Consider the following 25,569-nt stretch of genomic DNA (forward strand, 5'->3'; position numbering starts at 1 on the left):
ACCTGTCGGCAGCTTCTGGCGGGTCTTTGGTCCCGTAGTTCCTGGTGGTGGTAGGTGTCATCGCCGGGCGGCGGTGGTTCGGTATCCGTTGATCTTATCTGATTAATCTGGTCAAAAGGGCATAAAGTCTCGCGGCTGACCCGCCGGTGCCGCGGTCGGCGGCTCACCTGCGGGCGGGCGGTCCGGCATGGCCGGACGCTGCTGCGAGGCCAGCTTTCGCCAGCGGAGCGTCAGCCCCGGGAATACGCTCGGATCATGGCGGACCGCAGCCCGTACGCGGCCGAGGTAGCCGTGCTCTTGCGAGGCGCTGTGGCGGCCGCGCTGCGCGCGCCGTCAGTGCTCAACACCCAGCCCTGGCGGTGGCGGTTGAGCGGATCGACTCTGGAGCTGTACCGGGACCCGTCCCGCCAGCTGCATGTTCTGGACCCGGACGGCCGGCTTGCCGTCCTCAGCTGCGGGGCGGCCCTGCATCACGCCCGCGTGTCGCTCGCCGCGGCCCGCCGGCGGGCGCTCGCCGAGCGCTTTCCCGATCCGGCGGCCATGGACCTCCTGGCGCGGCTGACCGTCGCGCCCGGTACGTACACGGACCAACGAGAGATCGCGATGGCCCACGCGATCCAGCAACGCCGCACCGACCGGCGCCTGATCGCCCACGCCCGCTACCTCGGCGAGGAGCAGCTGGCCCCGCTGTCCGCGGCCGCCACCGGCGAAGGGGTGACACTGCATCGGGTCACTCCCGGCCAGCGGCATCTCGCGGCCGTCGCGGCCGACCGGGCCCAGCGCATCCAGGACGCGAACGGCGCGTACGCCCGGGAGATCGCCAACTGGACGCGGCACCGATCGGCGGGCAGCGGGGTCGACGCCGCGAGCATGGTCGCCCCCGTGCAACGACCGGTCCCGCTGCGCGACCTGTCCGGGGGCGGGGAGACCGGCCTGCACTCCGGATTCGGTGACGACGACTACGCCGAATACCTCATCCTGGCCACCCGCGATGACACCGCCCTCGACTGGCTACGCGCGGGCGAGGCCGCCAGCGCGGTGTGGCTGACCGCGACCGTGGGAGGGCTCGCCATGTCGGCCATCAGCGAGGTCATCGAGGTTCCTGAGGCCCGGGTCGTGCTCAGTGGTCTGCTCGACCAACCCCACTTCCCGCAACTGGTCCTGCGCACCGGACTGCAGGGCCACCCTTCGCCGGCACCGGCGAGCTCGCGACGGGCCCTTCGGGACGTCCTGGAGGAGCTACCGCCGTGCGCGGATGATCCAGGCGATCGGCGGAGGGGGTGCGGGCCGTGACGGTCGAGCCTGCGGCCACCGTGATCGACGTGTCTGTCCTCGACCGTCTCGTGGACGTCCTTCAGGCCGAGGGGTTCACGGTGGTCGGTCCGACCGTACGCGACGGCGCGATCGTGCTCGCCGAGCTCGACTCCGCGGCGGCGCTGCCATACGGCTGGGGCGTGGACACCGAGGCGGGCCACTACCGGCTGCGCGAGCGGGCCGATCGGGCGGTCTTCGCGCACTCGGCCGGTCCGCAGTCGTGGAAGAGTGTGCTTCACCCGGCCCGGGCGCGAATGTGGTCGGCGGACCGGGCGACCGGCCAGGTGACCGCGGGCGAGACGGGCGAGCGGCCGCGCTACGCGCTGCTCGGCGTGCGCCCGTGCGACCTGGCGGCGATCGGTACGCTGGACCGCGTCCTGGTCGGCGGAGCGCACCGCGATCCCGCCTACGACCGCCGCCGAGACGGCGCGTTCGTCATCGCGGTGGAATGCACCGAACCGGGCGCCACGTGCTTCTGTGCCTCCATGGGTTGTGGTCCCGGGGCCGGCGCCGGGTTCGATCTGGCGCTGACCGAGCTGGTCGACGCCGAGGAACACCGGTTCGTGGTCAGAGCGGGTACCCCGGCCGGCGCGGAGATCCTGGCGCAACTGCCGGGCGCCCCAGCCGACGACGCGACCCGGGGGCGGGCGGCGGACGCGGTGACCGACGCTGCGGGCCGGATGGGGCGTGCCATGCCGGACACGGACCTGCGCCAGCTGATGATCGACAGCAGGGAGTCGTCACACTGGGACGATGTCGCCGCTCGCTGTCTGACGTGCGGTAACTGCACGATGGTGTGCCCGACGTGCTTCTGCGTCACGACCGAGGACGTCACCGACCTTGCCGGTGATCACGCGGAGCGGTGGCGGGTATGGGACTCGTGCTTCGCGCTGGACTTCACGAATCTGCACGGTGGCGGGGTGCGGACCAGCGGCCAGAGCCGGTACCGGCAGTGGATCAGCCACAAACTGGGCACCTGGTACGACCAGTTCGGCTCCTCCGGCTGTGTGGGCTGCGGCCGGTGCATCGTGTGGTGCCCGGTCGGCATCGACATCACCCAGGAGGCGGCGGCGCTCGCCGCCCTGCATCCGGTGGACGCGGGATGACGATTGGCGTGGGGGCGCGGGTCGCCCGGCATCCGTTCCTCGCCGGGCTGGCGCCCGCGCACCGGGCGGAGCTTGCCGAGTACGCGGCGCCCGCGCATTTCGCCGCGCACGAACGGATCTTCACCGAGGGCGGCTCGGCGGACCGCTTCTGGCTGATCGAGAAGGGCGTCGTGGCGTTGGACATGCGCGAGCCGGGTCGGACCCCGCTGGTCGTGGAGACGCTGCCGGCCGGGACCGTACTGGGCTGGTCATGGCTGGTGGCCCCGTACCGGTGGGCCTTCGGCGCGCGGGCGTGGGAGCCCGTGGAGGCCCTCGCGTTCGACGCGGCGGCCGTACGGGTCCGCTGTGACGCCGATCCGGGCTTCGGCTACGCGGTGTTGCGCTGCTTCGTCCCCGTGATCCTGGAGCGGATGCAGACCACCAGACTCAGGCTGCTGGACCTGTACGCGTTGCCTGGCCCGGCCGCCGGAGCATGGCCATGACCACCGCCGTCGCCCTGGCGCCCGGCGGGCCGGCCGACGCGGCGCTGCCGCGACCGTACCGGGTGGTCTCCCGCCTGCCGCACACCGGCGACACCGCGACCATCGAGATCATCCCGGCCGGCGGGCCGGCACCGGCGTTCGTGCCCGGCCAGTTCACTATGGTGACCGCCTTCGGGGTCGGCGAGGTGCCGCTGTCGCTCAGCGGCGGCGGCCACGGTCGGTTGGCCCACACCGTACGGGCCGTCGGGGCGGTCACCCGGGCCCTGCACGGCGCGTCAGCCGGCGAACTGGTCGGCGTGCGAGGGCCGTTCGGCACCGGTTGGGACGTCGGTTCGGCGGCCGGCGGCGACGCCGTCGTGGTCGCTGGCGGCATCGGGCTGGCACCCATGCGTCCGCTTCTTCGGGACGCGGTCGCCGAGCGCGGCCGCTACGGCCGCATCGTCCTGCTCGTGGGCGCCCGAACGCCGGACGACGTCCTCTTCGCCGACGAGATGGCGCGGTGGCGGGCCAGCGGCGTCGAGGTCGACGTGACCGTGGACCGGCCGGCGCCGCACTGGCGTGGCCACGTGGGCCTGGTGACCACCCTGCTGCGGCCGGCCGACCTGCGGCCCGACAGGACCACGGCGTTCGTCTGCGGCCCGGAGATCATGATGCGGCACGTGGCCGACGCGCTGGTGGAACTCGGCGTGCCGGCCGGACGGGTGCGGCTGTCGTTGGAGCGCAACATGCGTTGCGGCGCCGGTTGGTGTGGGCACTGTCAGCTGGGACCCTTGTTGCTGTGCCGCGACGGGCCGGTGGTCGGCTACGACGTGGCCGGGCCGCTGCTGCGGGTGCGGGAGCTGTGATGGACGCGCCGACCCTGGCGGTGTGGAAGTTCGCCTCCTGCGACGGCTGTCAGCTGACCCTGCTCGACTGCGAGGACGAGCTGCTCGCGCTGGCCGGCCGGGTACGCATCGCGCACTTCCGCGAGGCCACGTCCGACAGCCTGCCCGGGCCGTACGACGTGTCGCTGGTGGAGGGGTCGGTCACCACGGCGGAGGACGCGCGGCGCATCCAGCACGTACGCCGGGTGTCGAAGGTCCTCGTCACGATCGGCGCGTGCGCGACCGCGGGTGGCGTGCAGGCGCTGCGCAACTTCGCCGACGTCGACGAGTTCCGGTCAGTGGTCTACGCCCGGCCCGACTTCATCGACACGCTGGCGACCTCGACGCCCATCGCGGCCCACGTGCCGGTCGACGTGGAGCTGCGCGGGTGCCCGATCGACCGGCGCCAGCTGCTGGAGGTGATCACCGCGCTGCTGGCCGGGCGGCGGCCGAACGTGCCGACGCACAGCGTGTGCTTCGAGTGCAAGCAGCGGGGCAACGTGTGCGTGGTGGTCGCGCACGGCACGCCATGCCTGGGCCCGGTGACCCAGGCGGGCTGCGGAGCGCTGTGTCCCAGTCACGACCGCGGCTGCTACGGCTGCTTCGGGCCGATGGAGACCCCCAACGGCCCCGCTCAGGCCGGCCTGCTAAACGCCACCGGGATGAACGGGGACGATATCGGCCGGGCGTACCGGACATTCAACGCGGGCGCGCCCGCGTTCATCGCGCTGTCGTCGGTGACGGTCGGGCCGCCGCCGGGTGCCGGCCCGGCGGACGTGGCGGTGCCGCGATGAGCCACCGGTCCGACCGAACGCTCGACGTGCGTTCCCTCGCCCGGGTGGAAGGGGAGGGCGCCATGCATGTGCGGGTGCGTGACGGCCGCGTCGAGAGCGTGCGGTTGGAGATCTACGAGCCGCCGCGGTTCTTCGAGGCGTTCCTGCGGGGGCGGGCCTACACCGAGCCGCCCGACATCACGGCCCGCATCTGCGGGATCTGCCCGGTGGCATACCAGATGAGCGCCTGCCACGCGGTCGAGGACGCCTGCGGCGTAACGGTGGACGGGCCGATCGCGGACCTGCGCCGGCTCCTGTACTGCGGCGAGTGGATCGAGAGCCACGCGCTGCACATCTACCTGCTGCACGCCCCGGACTTCCTCGGCTACCCCGGCGCGGTCGAGCTGGCGCAACGACACCCGGAGGTCGTGGCGCGCGGGCTGGCCTTGAAGAAGGCGGGCAACGACGTGATGGAGCTGATCGGCGGCCGGGCCATCCACCCCGTCAACGTCCGGGTCGGCGGCTTCTACCGGGCGCCGACCCGCGCCGAACTGTCCACGCTGGTCGACCCGCTGCGCGCGGCGCTGGACCGCGCGCTGGACACCGCCCGCTGGGTCGCCTCTTTCGAGTTTCCCGAGTTCCACCATGAGCATGAGATGCTCGCGCTGACCGATCCCGACCGGTACGCGATCGAGAACGGCACGGTCGTCACGACAGGCGGGCTCGCCTTCGAGGTGGGCGACTTCGAGAAGCACGTGGTCGAGGAGCAGGCGCCGTACTCGACGGCGTTGCACGCCCGGCTGGCGGGGCGGGGGCACTACCTCACCGGTCCGGCCGCCCGGTACACCCTCAACCGCCACCTGCTGTCGCCGTTGGCGCTGGAGGTCGCGGCCGCCATCGGGCTGGGCGAGCGCTGCGACAACCCGTACCGCAGCGTCCTGGTCCGCAGCGTGGAGGTCGTCTACGCCGTTGAGGAGGCGCTGCGGCTCATCGAGGCCTATGAGCCCCCGCCCCGCCCGTACGTCGAGGTGTCGCCCCGTGCGGGGATCGGCCGCGGCGCCACCGAGGCGCCCCGGGGGACGCTCTTTCACCGGTACGCCCTCGACGCCGACGGCCTGATCGTGTCCGCGCGCATCGTCCCGCCCACCGCCCAGAACCAGGCGAGCATCGAGGACGACCTGCGCCGGTTCGTCGCCGACCGGCTCGACCTCGACGACCATCGGCTCACCCACGCGTGTGAGCAGGCGATCCGCAACTACGACCCGTGCATCTCGTGCGCCACCCACTTCCTGGACCTGACCGTGGAGCGGCTGTGATGGGCGGACGGGTGATCATCGGGGTCGGCAACGACCTGCGTCGCGACGACGGCGTCGGCCCGGCCGTGGTCGACCTGCTGCGCTCGCTGACGCCCGTCCCGCCCGAGCTTGCCGGGGTGATGCTCGCGGTGACCGACGGCGAACCGACCCGGCTGATCGACCTGTGGGCCGGCGCCGATCTCGCGGTAGTCGTCAACGCGATGCGCTCGCCCACCGACCCGCCCGGGCGCCGCTACGAGCTGAACATTACGGAGGCCACGGGCACCGACGCGCCGGCGGTCAGCTCCCACCACGTCGGGTTCGGGGAGACTGTCGCGCTGGCCGGCACCCTGAACCGGCTGCCGCGTGAGCTGGTCGTGCTGGCCGTCACCGGCGCGGACTTCGGGTTCGGCGCCGGACTGGACCCCGCGGTCGCGGACTGCCTCGTGCCCACGGCTCGGCGGGTGCGTGAGGTGCTGAGCGGCCATGGTTGACGAGGACTGGTCGATCACCGTGCGGGGCACCGTGCAGGGCGTCGGGTACCGCCCGTTCGTGTACCGGGTCGCCAAGGAACTCGGCGTGCGCGGCTGGGTCCGCAACACCGGCGGCGACGTGCTGCTCCGCGCGGTCGGACCGGTCGGGGCGTTGCGGGCCCTGACCACCGCTCTGCGCGGGCAGGCGCCCGCGCTCGCCGACGTCCGGGAGCTGACCGTGGCGGCCACACCGGCCGGGCAGCAGCCGCCCTCGGCGTTCGTGGTCCTCGACAGCGGCCCACCCCCCGCGCCCGGGCCGGGCGGCAGCGGCGGGCTCGGCTGCCTGCCGCCGGACATCGCCACCTGCGAGGACTGCCTGCGTGAGCTGTTCGACCCGGGCGACCGGCGCTACCGGTACCCGTTCATCACCTGCACCAACTGCGGGCCGCGCGCCACCATCGTCGACGCCCTGCCGTACGACCGCGCCCGCACGGCGATGGCCGGCTTTGCGCTGTGCGGTGCCTGCGCGGCCGAGTACGCGGACCCAGCCGACCGTCGGTTCCACGCCGAGACGGTCGCCTGCGCGGACTGCGGCCCCCGGCTGTCGTGGTCCACCGACGGGCGCGGGGGCGAGGCCGCGTTGGCCGCCGCCGTGGCCACCATCGCCGGAGGCGGCATCGTCGCCGTCAAGGGCCTCGGCGGATACCAGCTGGTCTGCGACGCCTTGGCGACCGAGGTGGTGGACCGGTTGCGGGAGCGCAAGCACCGGGCCCGCAAGCCGTTCGCCGTCATGGTGGCCGACCTCGCCGCCGCCCGAGTGCTCGCTCGGCTGACACCGGCCGACGAGGACCTGCTCACCGGCACCGCCCGGCCGGTGGTGCTCGTGCCCGCCCGGCCCGGCAACGGCCTGGCCGGCGGCGTGCACCCCGGCACTGCGCAGCTGGGCCTGTTCCTACCCACCACGGCCCTGCACCACCTGCTGCTACGGGCCGTCGGCGGGCCCGTCGTGGCGACCAGCGGCAACCGTGCCGACGAGCCGATCGTGACCGACGACGCCGACGCGGCCGCCCGCCTCACCGGGGTGGCGGACGGGCTCCTTGGGCACGACCGGCCCATCCGCGCCCGCTACGACGACTCCGTCGCCCGTACCGTCGCCGGGGCGCCCACGCTGGTCCGCCGGGCCCGCGGGTACGCCCCGCAGCCGCTGGACCTGCCCGTACCTGCCCGCTCGACCATCGTCGCGGTCGGCGCTCAGCTCAAGCACACCTTCACCCTCGCGTCGGGTCGCGGAGCGCTCGTCGGTCCGCACGGCGGCAGCCTCGACGACGCCGACGCCCTGGCCGCGTTCACCGACAGCCTCACCGCGCTGTGCCGGCTGCACGACCTTGTCCCGCGGGTTGTCGCGCACGACCTTCATCCGGGCTACCTGTCCACCCGGTACGCCGCCCGCTGGACCGTGAGCGAGCGGATGCCGGTGCAGCATCACCACGCCCACGTCGTCTCCTGCGCCGCCGAACATGGCCTCGACGGGCCCTTCCTGGGCGTGGCCTATGACGGGTTGGGCCTCGGCGATGACGGCACCTTGTGGGGCGGGGAGCTGTTGCTGGCCACGTACACCGGGTATCGGCGGCTGGCGCGTTTCGGGCGGGCACCGCTGCCTGGCGGCGCGGCGGCCGTGCGCCGGCCCGCCCGGATGGCCCTCGGCTATCTTGCCGGCGGGGAGTTCCCCGTCGACGCGTTGACGGCGCCGTTCGTCGACCGGCTGGACCCCGCCGAGGTCGCCGTCGTGCGGCGCATGGTGGCGCGCGGCGTGAACTGCCCGGTCGCGTCCAGTGCCGGGCGCCTGTTCGACGCGGTGTCCAGCCTGCTCGGCATCTGTGATCACGCCGGGTACGAGGGCGAGGCCGCCGTCATGCTCGAGTCGGCCGCCGCGACGTGCGGCACGGCCGCGTCGGCGCTGCCGTGGCGGATCGCCACTGCGGACGGACTGTGGATCTATGACTGGTCGCCCACCGTGTCCGCGGTGTTGGGCGCCACCGGGCGGGTGCCGGTCGCCGACCTGGCCGCCGCGTTCCACCGCACGATCGTCGAGGTCACCGTCGAGCTGTGCGTCCGTGCGGCCGAGCGCACCAAAGTGGCCCGGGTGTGCCTGTCCGGCGGGTGCCTGGCGAACCAGATCCTCGCCGCCGGACTCACCGGGGCGCTGGCCGACGCCGGACTGGTGGCGTACCTCAACCACGCCGTGCCCGCGGGCGACGGCGGCATCAGCTACGGGCAGGCCGCCGTCGCGGCGGCCCGCCAGGCGGGAGAGGAGTGAACGGTGTGTCTGGGCATTCCCGGTGAGGTCCTCGACGTCCGCGAGATCGATGGGGTCGCCATGGGCACGGTCGACTTCGGCGGCGTACGCAAAGACGTCTGCCTGGCCTACGCACCCGGGGTTACGGTCGGCGAGTACGTGATCGTGCACGTCGGGTTCGCGATCAGCGTGGTCGACCGGGCGGAGGCCGAGCGGACCCTGGCCGTGCTGCGCGCGATGGGAGACGCGGTCGCCGCCGAGCTCGGCGAGCCGTTGCCCACTCCGGAGGGAGAACCGGCATGAGGTACCTCGACGAGTACCGCGACCCGGCGCTGGCCCGGGCGCTGCTGGAGGAACTGCGCGCGACCGCGACCCGGCCGTGGTCGCTCATGGAGGTGTGCGGTGGGCAGACCCACACGATCGTGCGGCAGGGCATCGACGAACTGCTGCCCGCCGGGATCCGCATGATCCACGGACCGGGCTGCCCGGTGTGCGTGACACCGCTGGAGACCCTCGACCGGGCCATGGCGATCGCGGCGCGGCCGGACACGGTCCTGGCCAGCTTCGGCGATATGCTGCGCGTGCCCGGCTCGCACACCGACCTGCTCGCCTTGAAAGCCCGCGGCGCCGACGTGCGGGTTGTCTACTCCCCGATGGACGCCGTCAAACTGGCCCAGACCTGTCCGGACCGGCACGTCGTCTTCCTCGCGGTCGGCTTCGAGACCACGGCTCCGGCCAACGCGATGGCGGTGCTGCGTGCCGCCGCGCTGGACCTGTCCAATTTCAGCCTGCTGGTCAGCCACGTCCTCGTGCCGCCGGCCATGACCGCGATCCTCGACGCTCCGGACTGCCAGGTGCAGGGGTTCCTCGCCGCCGGCCACGTCTGCGCGGTGATGGGCTTCTCCGCGTACGAGCCGATCGCCGCCCGGTACCGGGTGCCCATCGTGGTCACCGGGTTCGAACCGTTGGACCTGCTGGAGGGCATCCTCCTGGCGGTACGCCAGCTCGAGTCCGGACGTCATGGGGTGGAAAACCAGTACGCCCGCGCGGTGCGCCGCACCGGCAACACCGCCGCGCAGGACGCCGTACGCGCGGTGTTCCGGGTCACCGACCGGACCTGGCGGGGCATCGGGCCGATCCGCGCGAGCGGCCTCACCCTCGCCGACGAGTACGCCGCCTTCGACGCGGTGCGCCGCTTCGATATCGCGGCGGTGCGTGCGGAGGAGCACCCGGACTGTGTCGCCGGCGAGATTCTGACCGGCGCCAGGATCCCGACGGACTGTGCCGCGTACGGCACGCGTTGCACCCCGCGCACGCCCCTGGGCGCGCCGATGGTGTCCAGCGAAGGCACCTGTGCGGCGTACTACAACGCCGGCCGTACCACGGTCGCGGGGCGTGCCGCATGATCACCGTGGATCCGGCTCTGGCCGCGTGTCCCGTTCCGTTTCAGGAGACCGATCGGGTCCTACTGGGCCACGGCTCGGGCGGGCAGCTCTCCGCCGCCCTGGTGACCGGCGTGCTCCTGCCCGCTCTGGGCACGGCTGCCCCGTCCGGGCCGCTGGAGGACGCGGCCGTCGTACCGGTGGCCGGCGTGGACATCGTGGTCAGCACGGACGCGTTCGTGGTCAGCCCGCTGTTCTTCCCCGGCGGCGACATCGGGCGTCTCGCGGTGCATGGCACCGTCAACGACCTGGCCATGCGCGCCGCCACACCGGTCGCGCTCGCGCTGGCGTACGTCGTGGAGGAGGGTTTCCCGCTGGCTGATCTGCGGCGCGTCGCCGCCTCGGCAGGCGACGCGGCCCGCGCCGCCGGTGTCGCGGTCGTGTCTGGCGACACCAAGGTCGTCGGGCGCGGCGCCGCCGACGGGCTCTACCTGGTATCCACGGGGATCGGGCAGAGGCTGCCCGGAGCGGCTCCGTCAGCCGCGGCCGTCGAGCCCGGCGACGCGGTGCTGCTGTCCGGTCCGATCGGCCGCCACGGCACCGCCATACTCAGCGTGCGTGAGGGCCTGGGCTTCGACTCCGACATCACCTCTGACACCCGCCCGCTGCACCGGCTCGTCGCCGCGATGATCGCCGCTGGCGGGGCCGGGGTACACGCGCTACGCGATCCCACGCGGGGTGGGCTCGCCTCCGCACTCAACGAGATCGCCGCCGCCTCGGGCGTACCTGTGGAAATCGACGAATCCAAGCTGCCGGTGCCCCCGCCCGTGGCGGCGGCGTGCGAGATCCTCGGCCTGGACCCCGCCCACGTCGCCAACGAAGGTTGCCTGGTCGCCTTCGTCGCCCCACAACAGGCCGAGGCGGTGCTCGCCGCCATGCGGGGCCTGCCCGAGGGCGCCGACGCGGTGCGGATCGGCACGGTCGCCGGCGGCGGCGGCGAACCGGGCCGGGTCACCGTCCGCACGGCGGTCGGCTCCCGTCGCGTCCTGGACATGCTGGTGGGCGAGCAGCTGCCCCGCATCTGCTGACCCGCTGACCGGTTGGGGCCACGGTGAACAGCACCTCCGAAGTCAGGGAAGGAGCACCGCGATGTCCAAGGCGCTCTCGGGAGTCGTGGTTGGGGTGGACGTCGGAACAGCGAGCGACGCCGCCGTCGAGCTTGCCGCGGACCTGGCCGCCCGGCACGGGCGGCCGCTGTTGCTCCTGCACGTGCTGGAGCTGACCGTGCTGACCGGCCCCCTGCCGTTCGCGGTCGATATCGAACGGCTGCAGGCCGCGCGCGAGGTGATGCTCGCCGACCAGGCCGTCGAGCTGTGCCGGCGCCATCCGTCGGTGGAGATCAGCTCAGCCGTCGCTGTCGGCAACGCGGCCGCCACGCTGGCCGAGGCCAGTCGTACCGCCTGGACGGTGGTGGTCGGCTGCCGAGGCCGCGGTGGCTTCACCGAGCTGTTGCTCGGCTCGGTCAGCGCCCAACTGTGCGAGCACGCCCACGGGCCGGTGATCGTGGCCCGACCCGCTGAGCCGGGTCAGGGGCCGTCGCCCGGCCTGCCCGTCGTCGTCGGCGTGGACGGCTCGCCGGGCAGCGAGGCGGCGGTCGGGTACGCGTACGCCGAGGCGGACTCGCGCGATGTCGCGCTGGTCGTCCGGCACGTCTGGTGGCTGCCCGGCGGCGAGGGGATCGCCCCGGCCGGCGGCCGGCCGGTGGACCTGGCCAGCCTTGAGGAGGAGGCCGGTCGCGTCGTGGCCGAGGTGGTCGCCGGCTGGTCGGCGACGTTTCCCGATGTTGACGTTCAGGTCCGGCTCAGCCACGGGTCGGACCCGGAGGCCGCGTTGGTCGAGGCGAGCGCGCACGCGTGCCTTGTCGTGGTCGGCTCCCGCGGCCGGGGCGGGTTCGCCGGGCTGTTGTTGGGCTCGGTCAGCCAGGCGCTGGTCCACCACGCCGGCTGCCCCGTGGCGATCGTCCGCAGCCACCGCGCGCCGTAGGTCCCACGGTCCGGGTGCTTTGGCGGCCGGCCCCGGGGAGTGACCTGCGGGTATGGCCTCTGCGGAAGTCCTTGGAAGCATACGATGAATCAAGATCCAGCATGGCCTCCACGGCTCACGTGAGGGGAGGATCGGCCATGACAACCACGCTGATTCCGCGAGTGTTCGGCGACTTCTTCGACTGGTTCGACGTGGACCGGCCGCAGAGCAGCGGCCACATGATCCGCGTTGAGGACTCGCTGACCGACCAGGAGTACCACGTCCGCGCGGAGCTGCCGGGGCTGGACCCCGCCAGCGACATCGACATCTCCGTCGATCAGGGGACGTTGACCATCCACGCCGAGCGCGAGGAGCGCGACGAGACAAAGGGCCGTACCGAGTTCCGGTACGGCGCGCTGGAACGCTCCGTGCGACTGCCGGCCAACGCGGAGACGGACAACATCAAGGCGACGTACGACAAGGGAATCCTCGACGTCGCCGTGCCGCTGCGGAGCAAGGAGACCGCCAGCCGGAAGATCGAGATCGAGGCGGGGTAGCCGGTCATGAGTCAGGACGCGCGGTGGGGCGGTGCTGCGCCGCCGGCTCGCGGCCACCTACCTGTCGGCACGGGAGCGACGCGGCCGCTTCGGCGCGCCTGACATGGCCACCCCCGCGGTGCTGCGCGCCGATGAGGTCGACGCGGTCGTGTTCGACCTGGACGGCGTGCTCACCGACGCCGCCGGGCTGCATGCCCGGGCGTGGCAACGGGCTTTGGACGCCATGCTCGCGGCCAACGCGGGACCGGGTTGGCGGCCGTTCGACGCCCGGGGAGAGTACGTCGACCATCTCGATGGAAGGTCGCGACTGGCCGGGATCCTGGCCTTCCTGCAGTCGCGTGACCTGAGCCTGCCGGAAGGCCGTCCGGATGACCCACCGGGAACGCGGACCATCTGGGCCGTGGCCAACCGCCAGCGCCAGCTCTTCGGCGAGTTGCTGGACAGCGAAGGGGTGCGCGCGGTCGGCTCGTGCGCCGACCTGGCCCGGCGGTTGCGGGCGGCCGGGATACGCACCGCCGTGGTCAGCGCCAGCCGTGACGCCCGGCGGGTGTTGACCGACACCGGCCTCGCGGAGGTGTTCGACGCGCGGGTCGACGGTGATGACGCGGCCGCGCTGCGGCTGCCCGCCAGCCCGGATCCGGCCACACGCGTGGAGGCGGCGCGCCGCCTCCACGCGTCGCCGTCCCGCACGGTGATCATCGACGGCGGGTTGCCGGGAATCGAGGCGGGCCGTCGGGGCGGGTTCCACCTCGTGGTCGGCGTGGACCGGTACGGGCAGTCCGACGTGCTCGTCGCGGCGGGCGCGGATGTGGTCGTGTCGGACGCGGCCGACCTGCGCCTCGACCCGACGCGACACCGCCCGGCGCCCGGAATGGTGACCAGCCAGGACTTCTGCGGTGGTGGACAGGCGCGCGGCGGCTGGATGCTGTGCTACGACGGGTACGACCCGTCCCGGGAAGGGTTACGCGAGGCGTTGTGCACGACCGGCAACGGTTACCTGGGTACGCGCGGCGCCGCGCCGGAGAGTCGGGCCGACGGAGTGCACTACCCGGGCAGTTACCTGGCCGGCGTGTACAACCGCCTGCTCACCACGGTCAACGACCGTACGGTGGAGCATGAACACCTGGTGAACGTCCCGAACTGGCTGCACCTGCGTTGGCGCTCGCCGGACGGTGTGTGGTTCGACCCGGACACGGCGGCGTTGACCTTCTACCGCACCGAACTCGACCTGGGTTCCGGCGTGCTCACCCGCGAGGTCGGTTACCGGGATGGTCAGGGCCGGCACACGACCGTTGTCCAGCGGCGACTGGTCCACATGGGCATGTCACACCTGGCCGCGCTGGAGACGACTCTCATCGCCGACGACTGGTCGGGCGAGATCGAGATCGAGTCGGGAATCGACGGCGATGTGGCCAACGCGAACCTTCCGGAGGACGCGCCCTTGGCAAAGATCCACCTCGTGGCCGAGCCGGGCGTGGTGGACGGTGACCTGGCGGCCCTGACCGTCCAGACGACGCAGTCGCGGATCCGGATCGCCACGGCGGCCCGCACCGTCGTGCGCGACGGGGCGGCAGGCCCGGTGAGCGTGCCGCGCGAGACCGCGCGGCACAAGCGGTTCGCCGGACAGCGGTTGCGTTGCCCACTCACTGAGGGCCGGCCGCTGGCGGTGGAGAAGGTCGTCGCGGTCGCCACGTCCCGTGACCCAGCCGTGAGTGAGCCGGCGCTGACCGCCCAGGGACTCGTGACGGCCGCTGGAACGTTTGACGAGCTGCTGGCGGACCACGCGCGGGCCTGGCGCACGCTGTGGGAGAGGTTCGACCTCGCCGTTGACGCCGCTGACGAGGTGGTCCTGGCCCTGCGCCTGCACACCTTCCACCTGCTGCAGACGCTGTCGCCGCACACCGCCCAGCTCGACGCCGGTGTGCCGGCACGCGGGTTGCACGGAGAGGGTTACCACGGGCACGTGTTCTGGGACGAGATGTTCGTCTTCCCGGTGCTCAACCTGCGACTGCCCGCGCTGTCCCGGGCGCTGCTGCTCTATCGGTGGCGGCGGCTGGACGCCGCCCGACGGGCCGCTCGCGCCGCTGGTCGAGCGGGTGCGATGTACCCGTGGCAGAGCGGCAGCGACGGGCGCGAGGAGACGCCGACCGAGCTGTACGACGCGCGGGAGGCCCGCTGGGTGCCCAACCACTCGAGCCTGCAGCGCCACATCGGCATCAGCGTCGTCTATGACACCTGGCAGTACTACCAGGTCAGTGGGGATGTCGACTTCCTGGTGGAGTACGGCGCCGAGATGATCATCGAGGTCGCGCGGTACCTGGCCGGGCTCGTGGCCTATGACCCCGACGACGACCGGTACGGCATCGCGGGGACTGTCGGACCGGACGAGTACCACGACGCGTATCCGGGCGCGAGCGAGCCCGGACTGCGCGACAACGCGTACACCAATGTCATGACCGCCTGGGTGCTCTGCCGCGCCCTGGACACCTTTGGGCTGCTTTCGGGGCACCGCTGCGCGGCACTGTGGGACCGGCTCGGGCTTCGCGAGAGTGAGATCCGGTGGTGGGAGCGCATCAGCCGGCGCCTGCGGGTGCCGTTTCACGACGGTGTGATCAGCCAGTTCGACGGTTACGCCGACCTGGCCGAGTTCGACTGGGCCGGGTACCGGCGCCGCTACGGCGACCTCATCGGCGTCGACTCGCTGCTGCGGGCAGAGGGCGACAGCCCCAACCGGTACCGGCTGTCCAAGCAGGCCGACGTCCTCATGCTGCTGTACCTGCTGTCCGCCGAGGAGCTGCGGGGACTGTTCGAGCGGCTCGGATACCAGCTCGACGCGGCGACGATCGAGCGCACGGTCTCCTATTACCTCGCGCGGGTCGCGCACGGCTCGAGCCTGAGCCGCGTCGCGCACAGCTGGGTCCGGGCCCGCGCCGACCGGGAGCAGTCATGGCGCCTTTTCACCGAGGCCCTTGCCGCTGACCTCGGCGACACCCGCGGCGGCAGTACGCGCGCGGGCGTGCACCTGGGCGCCATGGCCGGCACGGTGGACGTGGCCATGCGCTGCTATGCCGGTCTGGAGACCCGGGGAGACGTGCTCTACCTGCATCCACTGCTGCCGCGCGAGCTTCGGGCGCTGCACGTCGAGGTGCTCTACCGCGAGCACTGGGTCGTCATCGATGTCGACCACCACCGGCTTCGGGTGGGACTGCGGCCGTGCCAGGCGCCGCCCATCCACATCCAGGTCGGCGGGGCCGTACGGTCGCTGGCCGCCGGGGAGCACCTCGACTTCGCCATGCCGCCCACCGGGTCCCGGCTCTCAGAAGCGTCCCATCCGCGTTGACGGCGGCCGCCGCGACCGGCCCGCGCCGTTCCGGTTCGCCCGCGCGTACTCCTCCTCGGACAGCGGCTCAAGCCACGTGGTGGGATCGCCGCCGTCGGGCAGGGACTCGAGCATGGCCACATGGGCCATGAACGTGTCCGTGGCCGCCCCGTGCCAGTGTTGTTCGTCGGGCGCGCAGACGACGGTCTCGCCGGCGTGGACGCGGATGGTGGTCCCGTCACGGGTGCCGACCAGGCCGACGCCCTCGGTCACCTGCAGCGTCTGGCCGACCGCGTGCGAGTGCCAGTGGGTGCGGGCACCCGGGGTGAACCGCACGAGAGCTACGGTCATGCGCGACGGCCCGGTCCCGCTGTGGATGGGCGTCAGGTAGACGTCACCGGTGAAGGTCCCGGCAGGCATCTTCGCGGTGGGGCGTACAGGAAGCAGTTTCATGGTCCTTGTCCTCGCGTACGGGGTCCGGCCGTCGGGCCGGGCGGCGAGGGGTCACCCGGAAAGGCGCACGGGTTCGTTGGTGGCCTGCTCGATATCGCCGGCGGCGGTGACCAGCAGGCGGTGGCCGAGGTCCGTCAGCGCCCGGGCGACGGCGACCTCATCGCCGATCTCCGGGATGTCGTAGTCGTCCGGGCTCAACCACGCCCGCCCGGTGCCGAGCAGCCGGTCGCCCAGTTCGGTGCGCAGCCGCGCCTCGGCGTAGGTCTGTCCGTTGTTCTCCCCGATAAAGATCTCTACGGACCAGCGCTTCATGGTCATGGCGACCTCCCTCGACGGGGTGTTCCACCTCCCAGTCTCGTCGTCCCGGAGGCGGCTGGCAGGGCCATTGGTCCCGACCCGGCGCGGGAGACCGGGCGCGGTGGGCCGCGCCGGTCAGGCCGGCCCCACGCCCTCGTGGATCCGCCTGCGCCGCCGCAGGCCGGCCCGCCACAGTTCGTCGACGCCCCAGACCAGCACCGGGAAGGGCAGCAGCAGGGCGAGTTGGCCGGCCGTGGGCAGGGCGGTGTCGAACACGCGTTGCAGCGGTGGCAGGGTGACCACGGCGGCGGCGAAGGCGATCTCGAAGGCGATGCCCCACAGCAGCAGCCGGTTGGTGGTCACGCCGATCGACCGCAGCGACGCGAGCTGGGTACGCGCGGCGAAGGCGGTGCCGATCTGGCAGGCGACGATGCCGAGGAACGTCATGGTGGTCGCCTGCTGCCACACGTGGTGCAGCGGGGTGCCCTCGTCGACGGAGGCGCCGGGCCGCCAGCCGCCCTGCCACAGGGTCAGGAAGAACCCGGCGAGGACGAGCACGGCGGAGACCCCGCCGAGCAGCAACCAGGCGCGGGCCAGCATGCCGGCCCGGATGACCCCCTCGCCGCGCGGTCGCGGCGGACGGTCCATGAGGCCGGGTTCGGCGCGCTCACGCCCGAGCGCCAGCGCGGGCAGCGTCTCGGTGCCCAGGTCGATCGCGAGGATCTGCAGCACCGTCAGCGGCAGCGGAACCGCCCCGCCGGACAGCGCGTACACCAGGAACGGCACGACCTCCGGGGTCGCGTGGGCGAAGATGTACAGGATGAACTTGCGGACGTTGTCGTAGACGCGCCGGCCCTCGCGGACGGCGGTGACGATCGTGGCGAAGTTGTCGTCGGTGAGCACCATCGTGGCCGCCTCGCGGGCGACGTCCGTGCCGGTCGCGCCCATCGCGACGCCGATATCGGCGCGCCGCAGCGCGGGGGCGTCATTGACGCCGTCGCCCGTCATCGCCACGACGTTGCCCTCGGCGCGCAGCGCGTCGGCGATGCGCAGCTTGGCCTCGGGGGAGCTGCGCGCGAAGATCAGCTCCTGGTGCCGGCGGAGCAGCTCGTCGAGCTGATGCTCGGTCATGGTGTCGAGCTCCGCGCCGGTTATGGCGGGGATCGGGCCGCCCCGGCCGATGCCAACCGTCCGGGCGACTTCCGTGGCCGTCGCGGCGTTGTCCCCGGTCACGACGATCAACCGCAGCCCGGCCGTGTGGCACTGGGCGACCGCGGCGGCGACCTCCGGGCGGGGCGGGTCGAACATGGCGACCAGGCCCAGCAGCGTCAGGTCCCGCTCGACCTCGTCGCGGTCGGCCGGCACGGGCGCGGCCGGGGGCAGTGCCCGGCGGGCCACCGCGAGCACCCGTAACCCGCGACCGGCGTACCCCTCGAACGCGGTCGCGGCCATCGCCCGTGCGTCGGCGGTCAGCGGCCGCACCGAGCCGTCCGCGGCCATGATCTCCACGCACCGGGTGAGTACCTCCTCGGGGGCGCCCTTGGTGTGCACCCACCGCTGGTCGTCGACGTCATCGACCGTGGACATGAGGCGCAGCGCCGGGTCGAAGTGGAACTGCGCGCGGCGCGCGGCCAGTCGCGCGTCGTGATCCACGTCGTCGCCGAGAACCGCCGCCGCGCCCAGCAGTGCGATCTCCGTCGGGTCGCCGGTCGAGCGTTGCGGCGCCTCGCGGTCCAGTTCGGCGTTGTTGCAGGCGGCCGCCGCCCTTACGAGTTGGTGTGCCGCCGCCGGCGCGGACCGCGGCGTGGTGGTGGCGTCCAGATCGACCGGGCCGGCCGAGGTCCACAGGTCGGTGACCCGCATCCGGTTCTGCGTCAGCGTGCCCGTCTTGTCGGTGCAGATCACGGTCGTCGAACCCAGGGTCTCCACCGCGCTGAGCCGCTTGACGACCGCGCCGCGACGCGCCAGTACGCGTACGCCCACCGCCAGCGCGAGGGTGATGGTCGGCAACAGGCCTTCCGGCACGTTGGCGACGAGCAGACCGATCGCGAAGTTGGCCGCGTCGGCCAGGGGCAGGCCGGCGCCCAGCATGGCCAGCGGCAGAAAGGCGAGCCCGACGCCGACCGCCACGGCCGCGATCAGCCAGGCGACCCGGGTGACCTGACGTTCCAGCGGCGACGGCTCCCGGCCCACCCGCTGCGACAGCGCCGCGATGCGGCCCAGTTCGGTGCGCATGCCGGTGGCGAACACCAGGGCGGTCGCCTCGCCGCCCGTACACGACGTGCCGCTGAAGATGAGATCGCGCGCGTCGAGCAGCGGCCCGGACGCGTCCTCCAGACGGGCCGACCGCAGGGCCGGCAGCGACTCGCCGTTGAGGGCGGACAGGTCGACCTCGACAACCCCGTCCAGCAGCCGGGCGTCGGCGCAGACCCGATCGCCCTCCGCGACGACGAGGACGTCGCCCGGAACCAGCTCGCGGGCCTCGATGACCTGCTGGCGACCGTCGCGAACCACTGTCGCGTGGGGCGGCAGGTATGCCGCGAGCGCTTCGACCGCCCGCTCGGCCTGCCGCTCCTGGGCGAACGCCACCACCGCGTTCAGCGCGATCACCGCGATGATCGCCACCGCGAGCGGCACCGTTCCGGACACGGCTGACAACAGCGCGGCCAGCCACAACAGCAACGCCAGCGGGTGCGTCACCTGAGCCAACAGCTCGCGCGGCCAGGTCCGGCCCCGTTGGCGGGTCAGCTCGTTGGCGCCGTACACCGTCAGGCGCCGCCGCGCCTCCCGCTCCGACAGGCCCTGTCGCCCCGTCCGCAGATCGCGCAGGAGCAGGTCGGCCGGCTCGAGGGGGTTGCCAACCGGCTCGACCTCGACCCCGGCCGCCACACCCGCCCTCGCGCCGTCCGACACGCTCCCCACCTGTTCATTAACGCCGGCCCGGGCCGGTTCGGGACGCGGATCCGCCGCGCGCACCGACACGGATCTCCCGGTGTCCAGCTTCCTGCGCGGAAGGTGAGACCCACGGGGCTGTTGGTCCTTTTGTGCTGGGCCGTTTCGCCCCCACCAGGTGCTGCCGAAAAAGTCGAATAACCCCGATCTTCACCGATATGGCGCAGGCTGAGGATGCGACAACGGCGCGACACTGCGAGGAGATCGACGTGAAGGCCAAGGTCGGTGACCGTTTGATCCTTGAACCGACGCATCCGGGCCCGCCCCGGCGGGTCGGTGTCATCACGGAGCTCCACCACGAGGACGGCAGCCCGCCCTACACCGTGCGCTGGCTCGACGACGGGCACGAAACCCTCGTCTATCCCGGACCGGAGGCGCGGGTCGAGCCCGGACACACGTGACCGGTGGCGGGAACCCCGGCACGGGGAAGAAGTTTCTGGGATGGTGTCGTATCCGGGCGCGGCCGTTCGTGGAACTGGTGTGCGGTAGCCGGCCGGTTCGCCGCGCGCGAAGGGGCGATGCCCCCTCGTCCGTGGACGCAGAGGAGACGACAGTGGCGGAGTATCTGATCACCTTCAACGACGAATGGGTGCCTGAGCACACGGCGGAGGAGCTGCGCGAGAAGGGCGCGGCTGCCCGGGCCGTCGTCGCGGAGATGATGGCCGAGGGTGTCCTGATCTTCACCAACGGCGGGTTGGACCGGTCCACCGCGGTGTTCAGTGTCGAGTCGGTCGACGGCAGGCCGGTCTTCACCGATGGTCCGTACGTCGAGACCAAGGAGCACCTCGGCGGCTTCGCCGTCGTGGACGTGCCCGACGACGAGGCGGCGCGGTACTGGGCCGGGCGGCTCGCGACCGTGCTCGACTGGCCCCAGGAGGTTCACCGGTTCCGTGGTCCCGGGTTCGCGTGGCGTGACCGCTCCAACGGTTGATCAGGCGATCACCCGTGCCCACCGGGAGGAGTGGGCGCGGGTGGTCGCCGACCTCGCGCGCCGTTTCGGCGATCTCGACATCGCCGAGGAGGCGGCCGCCGAGGCGTTCGCCGCGGCCGCGCAGCGGTGGCCGCGCGAGGGCGTACCGCCCAATCCCGGGGGTTGGCTCACCACCACCGCGACCCGCAAGGCGATCGACTGGATACGTCGCGAGGCGAAGCGGGACGCCAAGCACCGGGCGGCCGGCATCGTGCATGACGACACCCCTCCCGAGCCGACCGGCCCGGTCGAGGACGACCGGCTCAGGCTGTTCTTCACCTGCTGCCACCCGGCGCTCGCCCTGGAGGCGCGGGTGGCCCTCACCCTGCGCCTGCTGGGTGGACTCACCGTCCCCGAGATCGCCCGCGCCTTCCTGGTGCAGGAGACCACGATGGCGCGACGGATCACCCGCGCCAAAGCGAAGATCAAGGCGGCCCGCATTCCCTTCCGGGTGCCCTCGGCCGAGGACGTCCGCGAGCGCCTCGCCGGCGTGCTCGCGGTTGTGTACCTCATCTTCAACGAGGGCTATCTCACCGGCGAGGGGGACGACCCGGTACGCGTCGACCTCACCGACCAGGCGATCCACCTCGGCCGTGTCCTGCGTAGCCTCCTCCCGGACGACGGCGAGGTGGCGGGACTGCTCGCCCTGATGCTCTTTACGGACGCCCGGCGCCCGGCGCGCGTGTCACGTACCGGCGAGCTGGTGACCCTCGACGAGCAGGACCGTGGCGCCTGGGACCGCGCGCTCATCGCTGAGGGGAACGCCCTGATGAGGGAACGGATCGCGGCGGTGGCGGCCGGTCGCGGCTCACCCGGGCGCTACCAGTTGCAGGCCGCGGTCAACGCGGTCCACATGGAGGCCGGGTCCGTCCGGGACACCAACTGGTCCGCGATCGTCGCGCTCTACGACCACATGGCGCTGATCGACGCCTCGCCGATCGTGCGGCTGAACCGCGCGGTCGCGCTCGCCGAGGTCGACGGGCCCGCGGCCGGGCTCGCCGAGCTGGATCGGCTCGCCGGGATCCTTGACGACTACCACGCCTTCCACGCCGCGCGCGCCGACCTGCTGCGCCGGCTCGGCCGGGGTGGCGAGTCGTGCGCGGCGTACGAGCGGGCCATCTGTCTCACCGGCAACCCCGCTGAGCGGGCCTATCTCACCCGCCGACGCGATCAGCTCGCCGGCTGAGCAGCCATCGCGTAGATGGCGGGGCCCGGCTACCCGGCGTCGGGGGTGTGGCTGAAACCCGCGGCCAGCTCCGCAGTGGTGTGGGCGCGGATGCCGGGATGGGGATCGCCGAACCGTGCCGCGGCGGCGCGCACGTGTGCCTCGGCGGCCTCGGCGAGTCCGTCGTAGACGGCCATGAAGGTTTCACCCGCGCGGGAGCGGGGCCAGTTGTCGGGCATCAGCTGGACGGGGAGCTGGGGGTCGAGGAGCGGGAAGCGCCGGTAGGTGTCCATGATCTCGGTGCGCGCCCGCACGGCGGCGGCACCGGTGATCTTTCCGCTGCGGACGCGGGCCAGCTGCGGCCGCCAGTGCTGGATGAACTCCTCGTAATGGCGGGCGATGACGGCCACGTCCCACGCGTCGATGGGGTTGCGGTTGGTCGCGATGGGAAGTTCGACATGGCTCGCCCGGAACACGCTGATGGCGCCGCCGCCGATGGTGACGAGCCCGTCCTTGACGGTGGGGTTGAGCGCGTCCGGCGAGACCCACAGACCGTCATAGAGCGGCGCGAACCCGAGCCAGCGCAGCTGCCCGCGGAGCAGGCGCCGTTGCGTGCTCTCGTTCTGGGGCAGGGAGAACGCGACCAGCGTCCAGCATTCGTCCCAGGTGTCGGCCCGCGTGGCGAAGCCGGCGATCCACGCGCCGCCCGAGGAGAGGTCGCTCGCGGCCATCGACGTCAGGCGGTAGAAGGTGTGCCGTCCATCCCGGGAGCTTTCCAGGACCCCTCGGCGGGCCAACCGGCTGATCGCCGCGCGGGCTCCGGCGGTGGTCACCCCGGACTCGTGGAGCAGCGTGACGAGCGCCGCGGACGGCAACCAGGCCCGCGTGCTGACGGTGTAGTCGGCGACCAGGGTCATGGCCAGGCCCTGCGGCGAACTGCCCGCCTGCTGGCGCGGCAGCCGCACCGATCCGGCGGCGGTGTCGGGGAAGAGTTCCTCTATCTCGTACGGGCTTACCACGGCAACTCTCCGACACTGGTCCAGGTTCAACGGGCGTCGCCCACGATTATGCGTACCGCCGGCCAACGCCGTAGTGGCCAGCAGTATTTAACATCGAGAATCACAGATTGACAGTTATACGTGCGACGGACAGCCTATATGTCGCGCGTTGGCCCGGATCAGGCCCATCTACCGATCAGGGTTTTGGATCACAGGCCTGCGCCGGAGGGCGGGGCCCACGGACCCCGCCCTCCGGCGCGGAACCTAGCTGACCGAACCGTTCAGCACCTGGTCCCCGCGCAGCCGGGCGGGCCGCTGGTCGCCGGGCGCGGACCCGGTGGCAGACCGGCTGGTGACCGAGGTCGGGAACGCCGAGATGCCCACTGACGGGAACAGGTCGTGCGTGGGCCACGCCGACGGCGCCAGGTTCGCCAGGTCCGGATAGATGTCCGGCACCCCGGCGCCGCTGGCGAAGACGGCGAAGCCCCACCCGTCGGTGCGGTACAGGATCCGGGTCGCGACGCCGGGCATGCCGCCGCCGTGCTGGAAGACCCGCACGCCGCTCGGCTCGGTCAAGGAGTCCCAGCCGCTCGTGTAGTTGGCCATCTCGACGCTGGTCGCCGTGGCGTACAGGGACGGCACCGTCCACATCATGTCCACGGTCGCCTGGTTGAGCAGCGGGTTGGCGGTGCCGACGGCGAAGGCCGCGAGGACCTTGGCGTAGTCCACCGGCGCCATCGTCCAGCCGCCGAACGCGTCGAAGAGGACGAGGTCCTCCCCGCCGTACGCCAACGGCATGCGTGCCGACGACCCGGCGGCCGGCCCGTCGATCGCGCTGGCGCCGATGCGCAGGTCGTCCCAGCCCGGCGCGGTGTCGTGCTGGCGTACCGTGCCGGCCCGCTGCTGCGACTGCCGGGCGATGCTGCGGTGCGGCCGGCTCAGGCCGAGCGGCGTGAACATCGTCTGCTGCACGGAGGTGGGGTAGGCCGTACCGCGGAGCTTCTCGATGATCAGGCCGAGCATCAGGTACCCGAGGTTGCTGTACTCCTGCTCGGCCCCCGGCGCGAACTGCAGCGGCCGGCCGGCCATGTACCGCGCCACCTGCAGCTTGGTCACCGGCAGGTTCGCCTGGCCGAACGCGGCGGCGACCGTGTTGACCGACGGCAGGTCGCTGACCTCGCTGCGGTCCCACCCGGCGGTGTGGGTGAGCAGGTGCTGCACGGTGATGTTCTTGAACCGCGAGTCCATCGTGCCGCCGGGTGCCGGCGTCAGCGCCAGTACGGACTGCAGCGTGGTGTTGAGGCTCAGCCGACCCTGCTGGATCAACTGGTGGATCGCGATCGACGTCAACGGCTTCGAGCAGCTCGCGAGGCGGAACATCGTGGTGGGCTGGGTGAGCGGGTAGTCCGACTCGGCCCAGGTGTAGCCGCGCGCGTGCACCAGGCGTCCACCGCGCGTGATCGCGACCCCGACGGCCCGGGTGCCGGTCGTGCTCATGAACTGGCGGACCCGGTTGTCGACCGCCGCGAACGCGGCCACGTACGTGCCGGTCTGGGTGTAGGTCCGCGCGGCCGGGACGTCGCGGGTGGCGAACAGCGCGGCGAACCGGGTGCTCCCGGCCGGTCCGCCGGCCTGCACATGGATCGGGTAGTAGCCCTGACCGACCAACGTGTTGGCCTCCGCCTGGTAGCCGGCGCTGGTCATGTTGTGCCGGGCCACCAGCGGGCCGAGGCTGTCGGCGCGGAACACGGAGGTGATCGTGGCGTCCGGGTTGACCGACACCAACGCGGGCCGGGCCCACTGCTGCGCCTGGGCGTTGTAGCGCTGCTGGTAGTCGCTGGCGCTCTCGCCTCCCCAGCCGGCGACCGACCACAGCTCCCGGTTCGGGTTGGGGTCGAGCACGAGGGCGAAGCGCCGGTCGGCACCGGTGCCGTACGGCGCGATGCAGCGGGGGATCCAGTTGTTGGTCCGGGCCTGGGTCAGCCAGTAGTCGATCGTGCCGGAGTCGGTGTTCGAGCCGGTCCGCAGCAGGTGCCGGGTGAGCGACACACCGCTGCTCGACTTCTCCATGACGGCGGCGAACACCGGGTTGTTGGCCGGTCCCGTGGCCGTCAGCAGCACGGGGGTGTACCCCTGCCCCGCCCACGTGTCGAAGAAGGTCTGGAACTGCGCCGCGGTGGCGCCGTGGATGCCGGCGAACGGCTGCCCGCCCCGCTGGATCCACACGGCCGCGTACAGCGGCGCCGCCCGGTCGCCGTACACGCAGAGCGAGATCGGCCGATAGCCCTGGGGCACCAGCGTGTTCCACTGGTTCTGGAAGTCGGCGTGGCTGCGGTCGTGCGTGGCGACCATCGCCTCGCCGGCCGCCAGCCGCGTCGGGGCGAGCCGTGGCGCGGCGGCGGCGGCCGAACCCATCCCCGGTACGGCGAGCGCGACCGTGGCCGCGCCGGCGCCGAGCAGCAGCTGGCGGCGCGAGACGGCCGGACTGGATCCCTCACTCATGCGGATACCTCCATTGATGTCCTGGCCCGGTCCGCCCCGACGAATCCGTCAGCACATGCACCGAGCTCAATGCGTAACGCCGGATTCTGGCAGCCGGCCCATGGCGGCGCCGCCGAAGCTGGACACGGTTGGACGATCGACCGTGATGCCTGTCGGCCCGAAAGTTTCAGGCGCGGTGTCCGTCGCCCCGGCGACTAGGTGACGGTCCGCGAAACAACGCAAATCCGTACGGCTTGTCCCGGAGCCCAGCCCATCGAGGGGGCGACAGTGGCCCAGGGACGAAAGCTCCAATGATGACGCCGGCACGTCAGGCACGGGCTTTCCCGACCCGTCGCGACCCGGCGGCACCG

General features: G+C 72.5%; 22 protein-coding genes. 17 read left to right on the top strand and 5 right to left on the bottom strand.

The features are described from left to right. Positions 1-255: 255 nt before the first annotated feature. The 14 genes from ABD191_RS18450 to ABD191_RS18515 all read left to right on the top strand — a co-directional run bounded on the left by ABD191_RS18450 (position 256) and on the right by ABD191_RS18515 (position 15,903). The gene (locus ABD191_RS18450) at positions 256-1,293 is read left to right on the top strand and encodes an Acg family FMN-binding oxidoreductase (RefSeq protein WP_344083268.1); all 1,038 of its coding nucleotides are present in this window, start codon (positions 256-258) and stop codon (positions 1,291-1,293) included. Further along, positions 1,290-2,420: a 4Fe-4S dicluster domain-containing protein gene (locus tag ABD191_RS18455; RefSeq protein WP_344083270.1), complete on the top strand. Its 1,131-nt coding sequence runs from the start codon at positions 1,290-1,292 to the stop codon at positions 2,418-2,420. The genes ABD191_RS18450 and ABD191_RS18455 overlap by 4 nt, the downstream gene beginning before the upstream one ends. Further along, entirely contained in the window at positions 2,417-2,902 is a 486-nt protein-coding gene (locus ABD191_RS18460; protein ID WP_344083272.1) for a Crp/Fnr family transcriptional regulator, read from the top strand. Before ABD191_RS18455 ends, ABD191_RS18460 begins: the two co-directional genes overlap by 4 nt. Then, entirely contained in the window at positions 2,899-3,747 is an 849-nt protein-coding gene (locus ABD191_RS18465; protein WP_344083274.1) for an FAD/NAD(P)-binding protein, read from the top strand. The genes ABD191_RS18460 and ABD191_RS18465 overlap by 4 nt, the downstream gene beginning before the upstream one ends. Then, on the top strand, positions 3,747-4,559 hold the full coding sequence (locus ABD191_RS18470) for an NADH-quinone oxidoreductase subunit B family protein (RefSeq protein WP_344083276.1): 813 nt from the start codon (positions 3,747-3,749) through the stop codon (positions 4,557-4,559). Before ABD191_RS18465 ends, ABD191_RS18470 begins: the two co-directional genes overlap by 1 nt. Beyond that, positions 4,556-5,854, top strand: a complete 1,299-nt coding sequence (locus tag ABD191_RS18475) for a Ni/Fe hydrogenase subunit alpha (protein ID WP_344083278.1) — start codon at positions 4,556-4,558, stop codon at positions 5,852-5,854. The genes ABD191_RS18470 and ABD191_RS18475 overlap by 4 nt, the downstream gene beginning before the upstream one ends. Then, a complete protein-coding gene (locus ABD191_RS18480; protein ID WP_344083280.1) occupies positions 5,854-6,327 on the top strand; it encodes a hydrogenase maturation protease in 474 nt (157 codons plus the stop codon). Before ABD191_RS18475 ends, ABD191_RS18480 begins: the two co-directional genes overlap by 1 nt. Next, positions 6,320-8,623, top strand: a complete 2,304-nt coding sequence (gene hypF / locus ABD191_RS18485) for a carbamoyltransferase HypF (protein ID WP_344083282.1) — start codon at positions 6,320-6,322, stop codon at positions 8,621-8,623. The genes ABD191_RS18480 and hypF overlap by 8 nt, the downstream gene beginning before the upstream one ends. 3 nt (positions 8,624-8,626) lie before the next feature. After that, positions 8,627-8,905 (top strand): HypC/HybG/HupF family hydrogenase formation chaperone, encoded by a 279-nt coding sequence (locus ABD191_RS18490; RefSeq protein ID WP_344083284.1) that lies wholly within the window; start codon positions 8,627-8,629, stop codon positions 8,903-8,905. Then, a complete protein-coding gene (hypD, locus tag ABD191_RS18495) occupies positions 8,902-10,008 on the top strand; it encodes a hydrogenase formation protein HypD (RefSeq protein WP_344083286.1) in 1,107 nt (368 codons plus the stop codon). Before ABD191_RS18490 ends, hypD begins: the two co-directional genes overlap by 4 nt. Beyond that, the gene (gene hypE / locus ABD191_RS18500) at positions 10,005-11,072 is read left to right on the top strand and encodes a hydrogenase expression/formation protein HypE (protein ID WP_344083288.1); all 1,068 of its coding nucleotides are present in this window, start codon (positions 10,005-10,007) and stop codon (positions 11,070-11,072) included. Before hypD ends, hypE begins: the two co-directional genes overlap by 4 nt. Positions 11,073-11,133: 61 nt before the next feature. Beyond that, the gene (locus tag ABD191_RS18505) at positions 11,134-12,027 is read left to right on the top strand and encodes a universal stress protein (RefSeq protein ID WP_344083290.1); all 894 of its coding nucleotides are present in this window, start codon (positions 11,134-11,136) and stop codon (positions 12,025-12,027) included. 137 nt (positions 12,028-12,164) lie between these two features. Then, the gene (locus ABD191_RS18510) at positions 12,165-12,563 is read left to right on the top strand and encodes an Hsp20/alpha crystallin family protein (protein WP_344083292.1); all 399 of its coding nucleotides are present in this window, start codon (positions 12,165-12,167) and stop codon (positions 12,561-12,563) included. A 31-nt stretch (positions 12,564-12,594) separates the two neighbouring features. Beyond that, positions 12,595-15,903 carry an HAD family hydrolase gene (locus ABD191_RS18515; RefSeq protein WP_344083294.1) on the top strand — a complete coding sequence of 1,103 codons (3,309 nt, stop codon included), beginning with the start codon at positions 12,595-12,597 and terminating at the stop codon, positions 15,901-15,903. Here the strand turns inward: ABD191_RS18515 and ABD191_RS18520 are convergent. The 3 genes from ABD191_RS18520 to ABD191_RS18530 all read right to left on the bottom strand — a co-directional run bounded on the left by ABD191_RS18520 (position 15,880) and on the right by ABD191_RS18530 (position 19,545). After that, complete coding sequence (locus ABD191_RS18520; protein ID WP_344083296.1) at positions 15,880-16,335, bottom strand: (R)-mandelonitrile lyase; 456 nt, start codon at positions 16,333-16,335, stop codon at positions 15,880-15,882. The two genes, ABD191_RS18515 and ABD191_RS18520, sit on opposite strands and share 24 nt — an antisense overlap. Before the next feature lie 51 nt (positions 16,336-16,386). Beyond that, positions 16,387-16,653, bottom strand: a complete 267-nt coding sequence (locus tag ABD191_RS18525; RefSeq protein WP_344083298.1) for a DUF1876 domain-containing protein — start codon at positions 16,651-16,653, stop codon at positions 16,387-16,389. 114 nt (positions 16,654-16,767) lie between these two features. Beyond that, positions 16,768-19,545: a cation-translocating P-type ATPase gene (locus ABD191_RS18530; protein WP_344083300.1), complete on the bottom strand. Its 2,778-nt coding sequence runs from the start codon at positions 19,543-19,545 to the stop codon at positions 16,768-16,770. Between the two features lie 248 nt (positions 19,546-19,793). Here ABD191_RS18530 and ABD191_RS18535 point away from each other — a divergent pair, with 248 nt between their 5' ends. From ABD191_RS18535 to ABD191_RS18545, 3 genes are all read left to right on the top strand, one after another. After that, entirely contained in the window at positions 19,794-19,985 is a 192-nt protein-coding gene (locus tag ABD191_RS18535; protein WP_344083302.1) for a DUF1918 domain-containing protein, read from the top strand. A gap of 152 nt (positions 19,986-20,137) precedes the next feature. Next, positions 20,138-20,515, top strand: a complete 378-nt coding sequence (locus ABD191_RS18540; protein ID WP_344083304.1) for a YciI family protein — start codon at positions 20,138-20,140, stop codon at positions 20,513-20,515. Next, a complete protein-coding gene (locus ABD191_RS18545; protein WP_344083306.1) occupies positions 20,496-21,740 on the top strand; it encodes an RNA polymerase sigma factor in 1,245 nt (414 codons plus the stop codon). The genes ABD191_RS18540 and ABD191_RS18545 overlap by 20 nt, the downstream gene beginning before the upstream one ends. A gap of 29 nt (positions 21,741-21,769) precedes the next feature. Here the strand turns inward: ABD191_RS18545 and ABD191_RS18550 are convergent, their stop codons facing one another. After that, complete coding sequence (locus tag ABD191_RS18550; protein WP_344083308.1) at positions 21,770-22,738, bottom strand: PaaX family transcriptional regulator; 969 nt, start codon at positions 22,736-22,738, stop codon at positions 21,770-21,772. A 243-nt stretch (positions 22,739-22,981) separates the two neighbouring features. Continuing rightward, entirely contained in the window at positions 22,982-25,219 is a 2,238-nt protein-coding gene (locus ABD191_RS18555; protein WP_344083310.1) for a serine hydrolase, read from the bottom strand. Between the last annotated feature and the right edge of the window lie 350 nt (positions 25,220-25,569).

This window comes from Luedemannella helvata (genome assembly GCF_039528415.1).
Lineage (GTDB): Bacteria > Actinomycetota > Actinomycetes > Mycobacteriales > Micromonosporaceae > Luedemannella > Luedemannella helvata.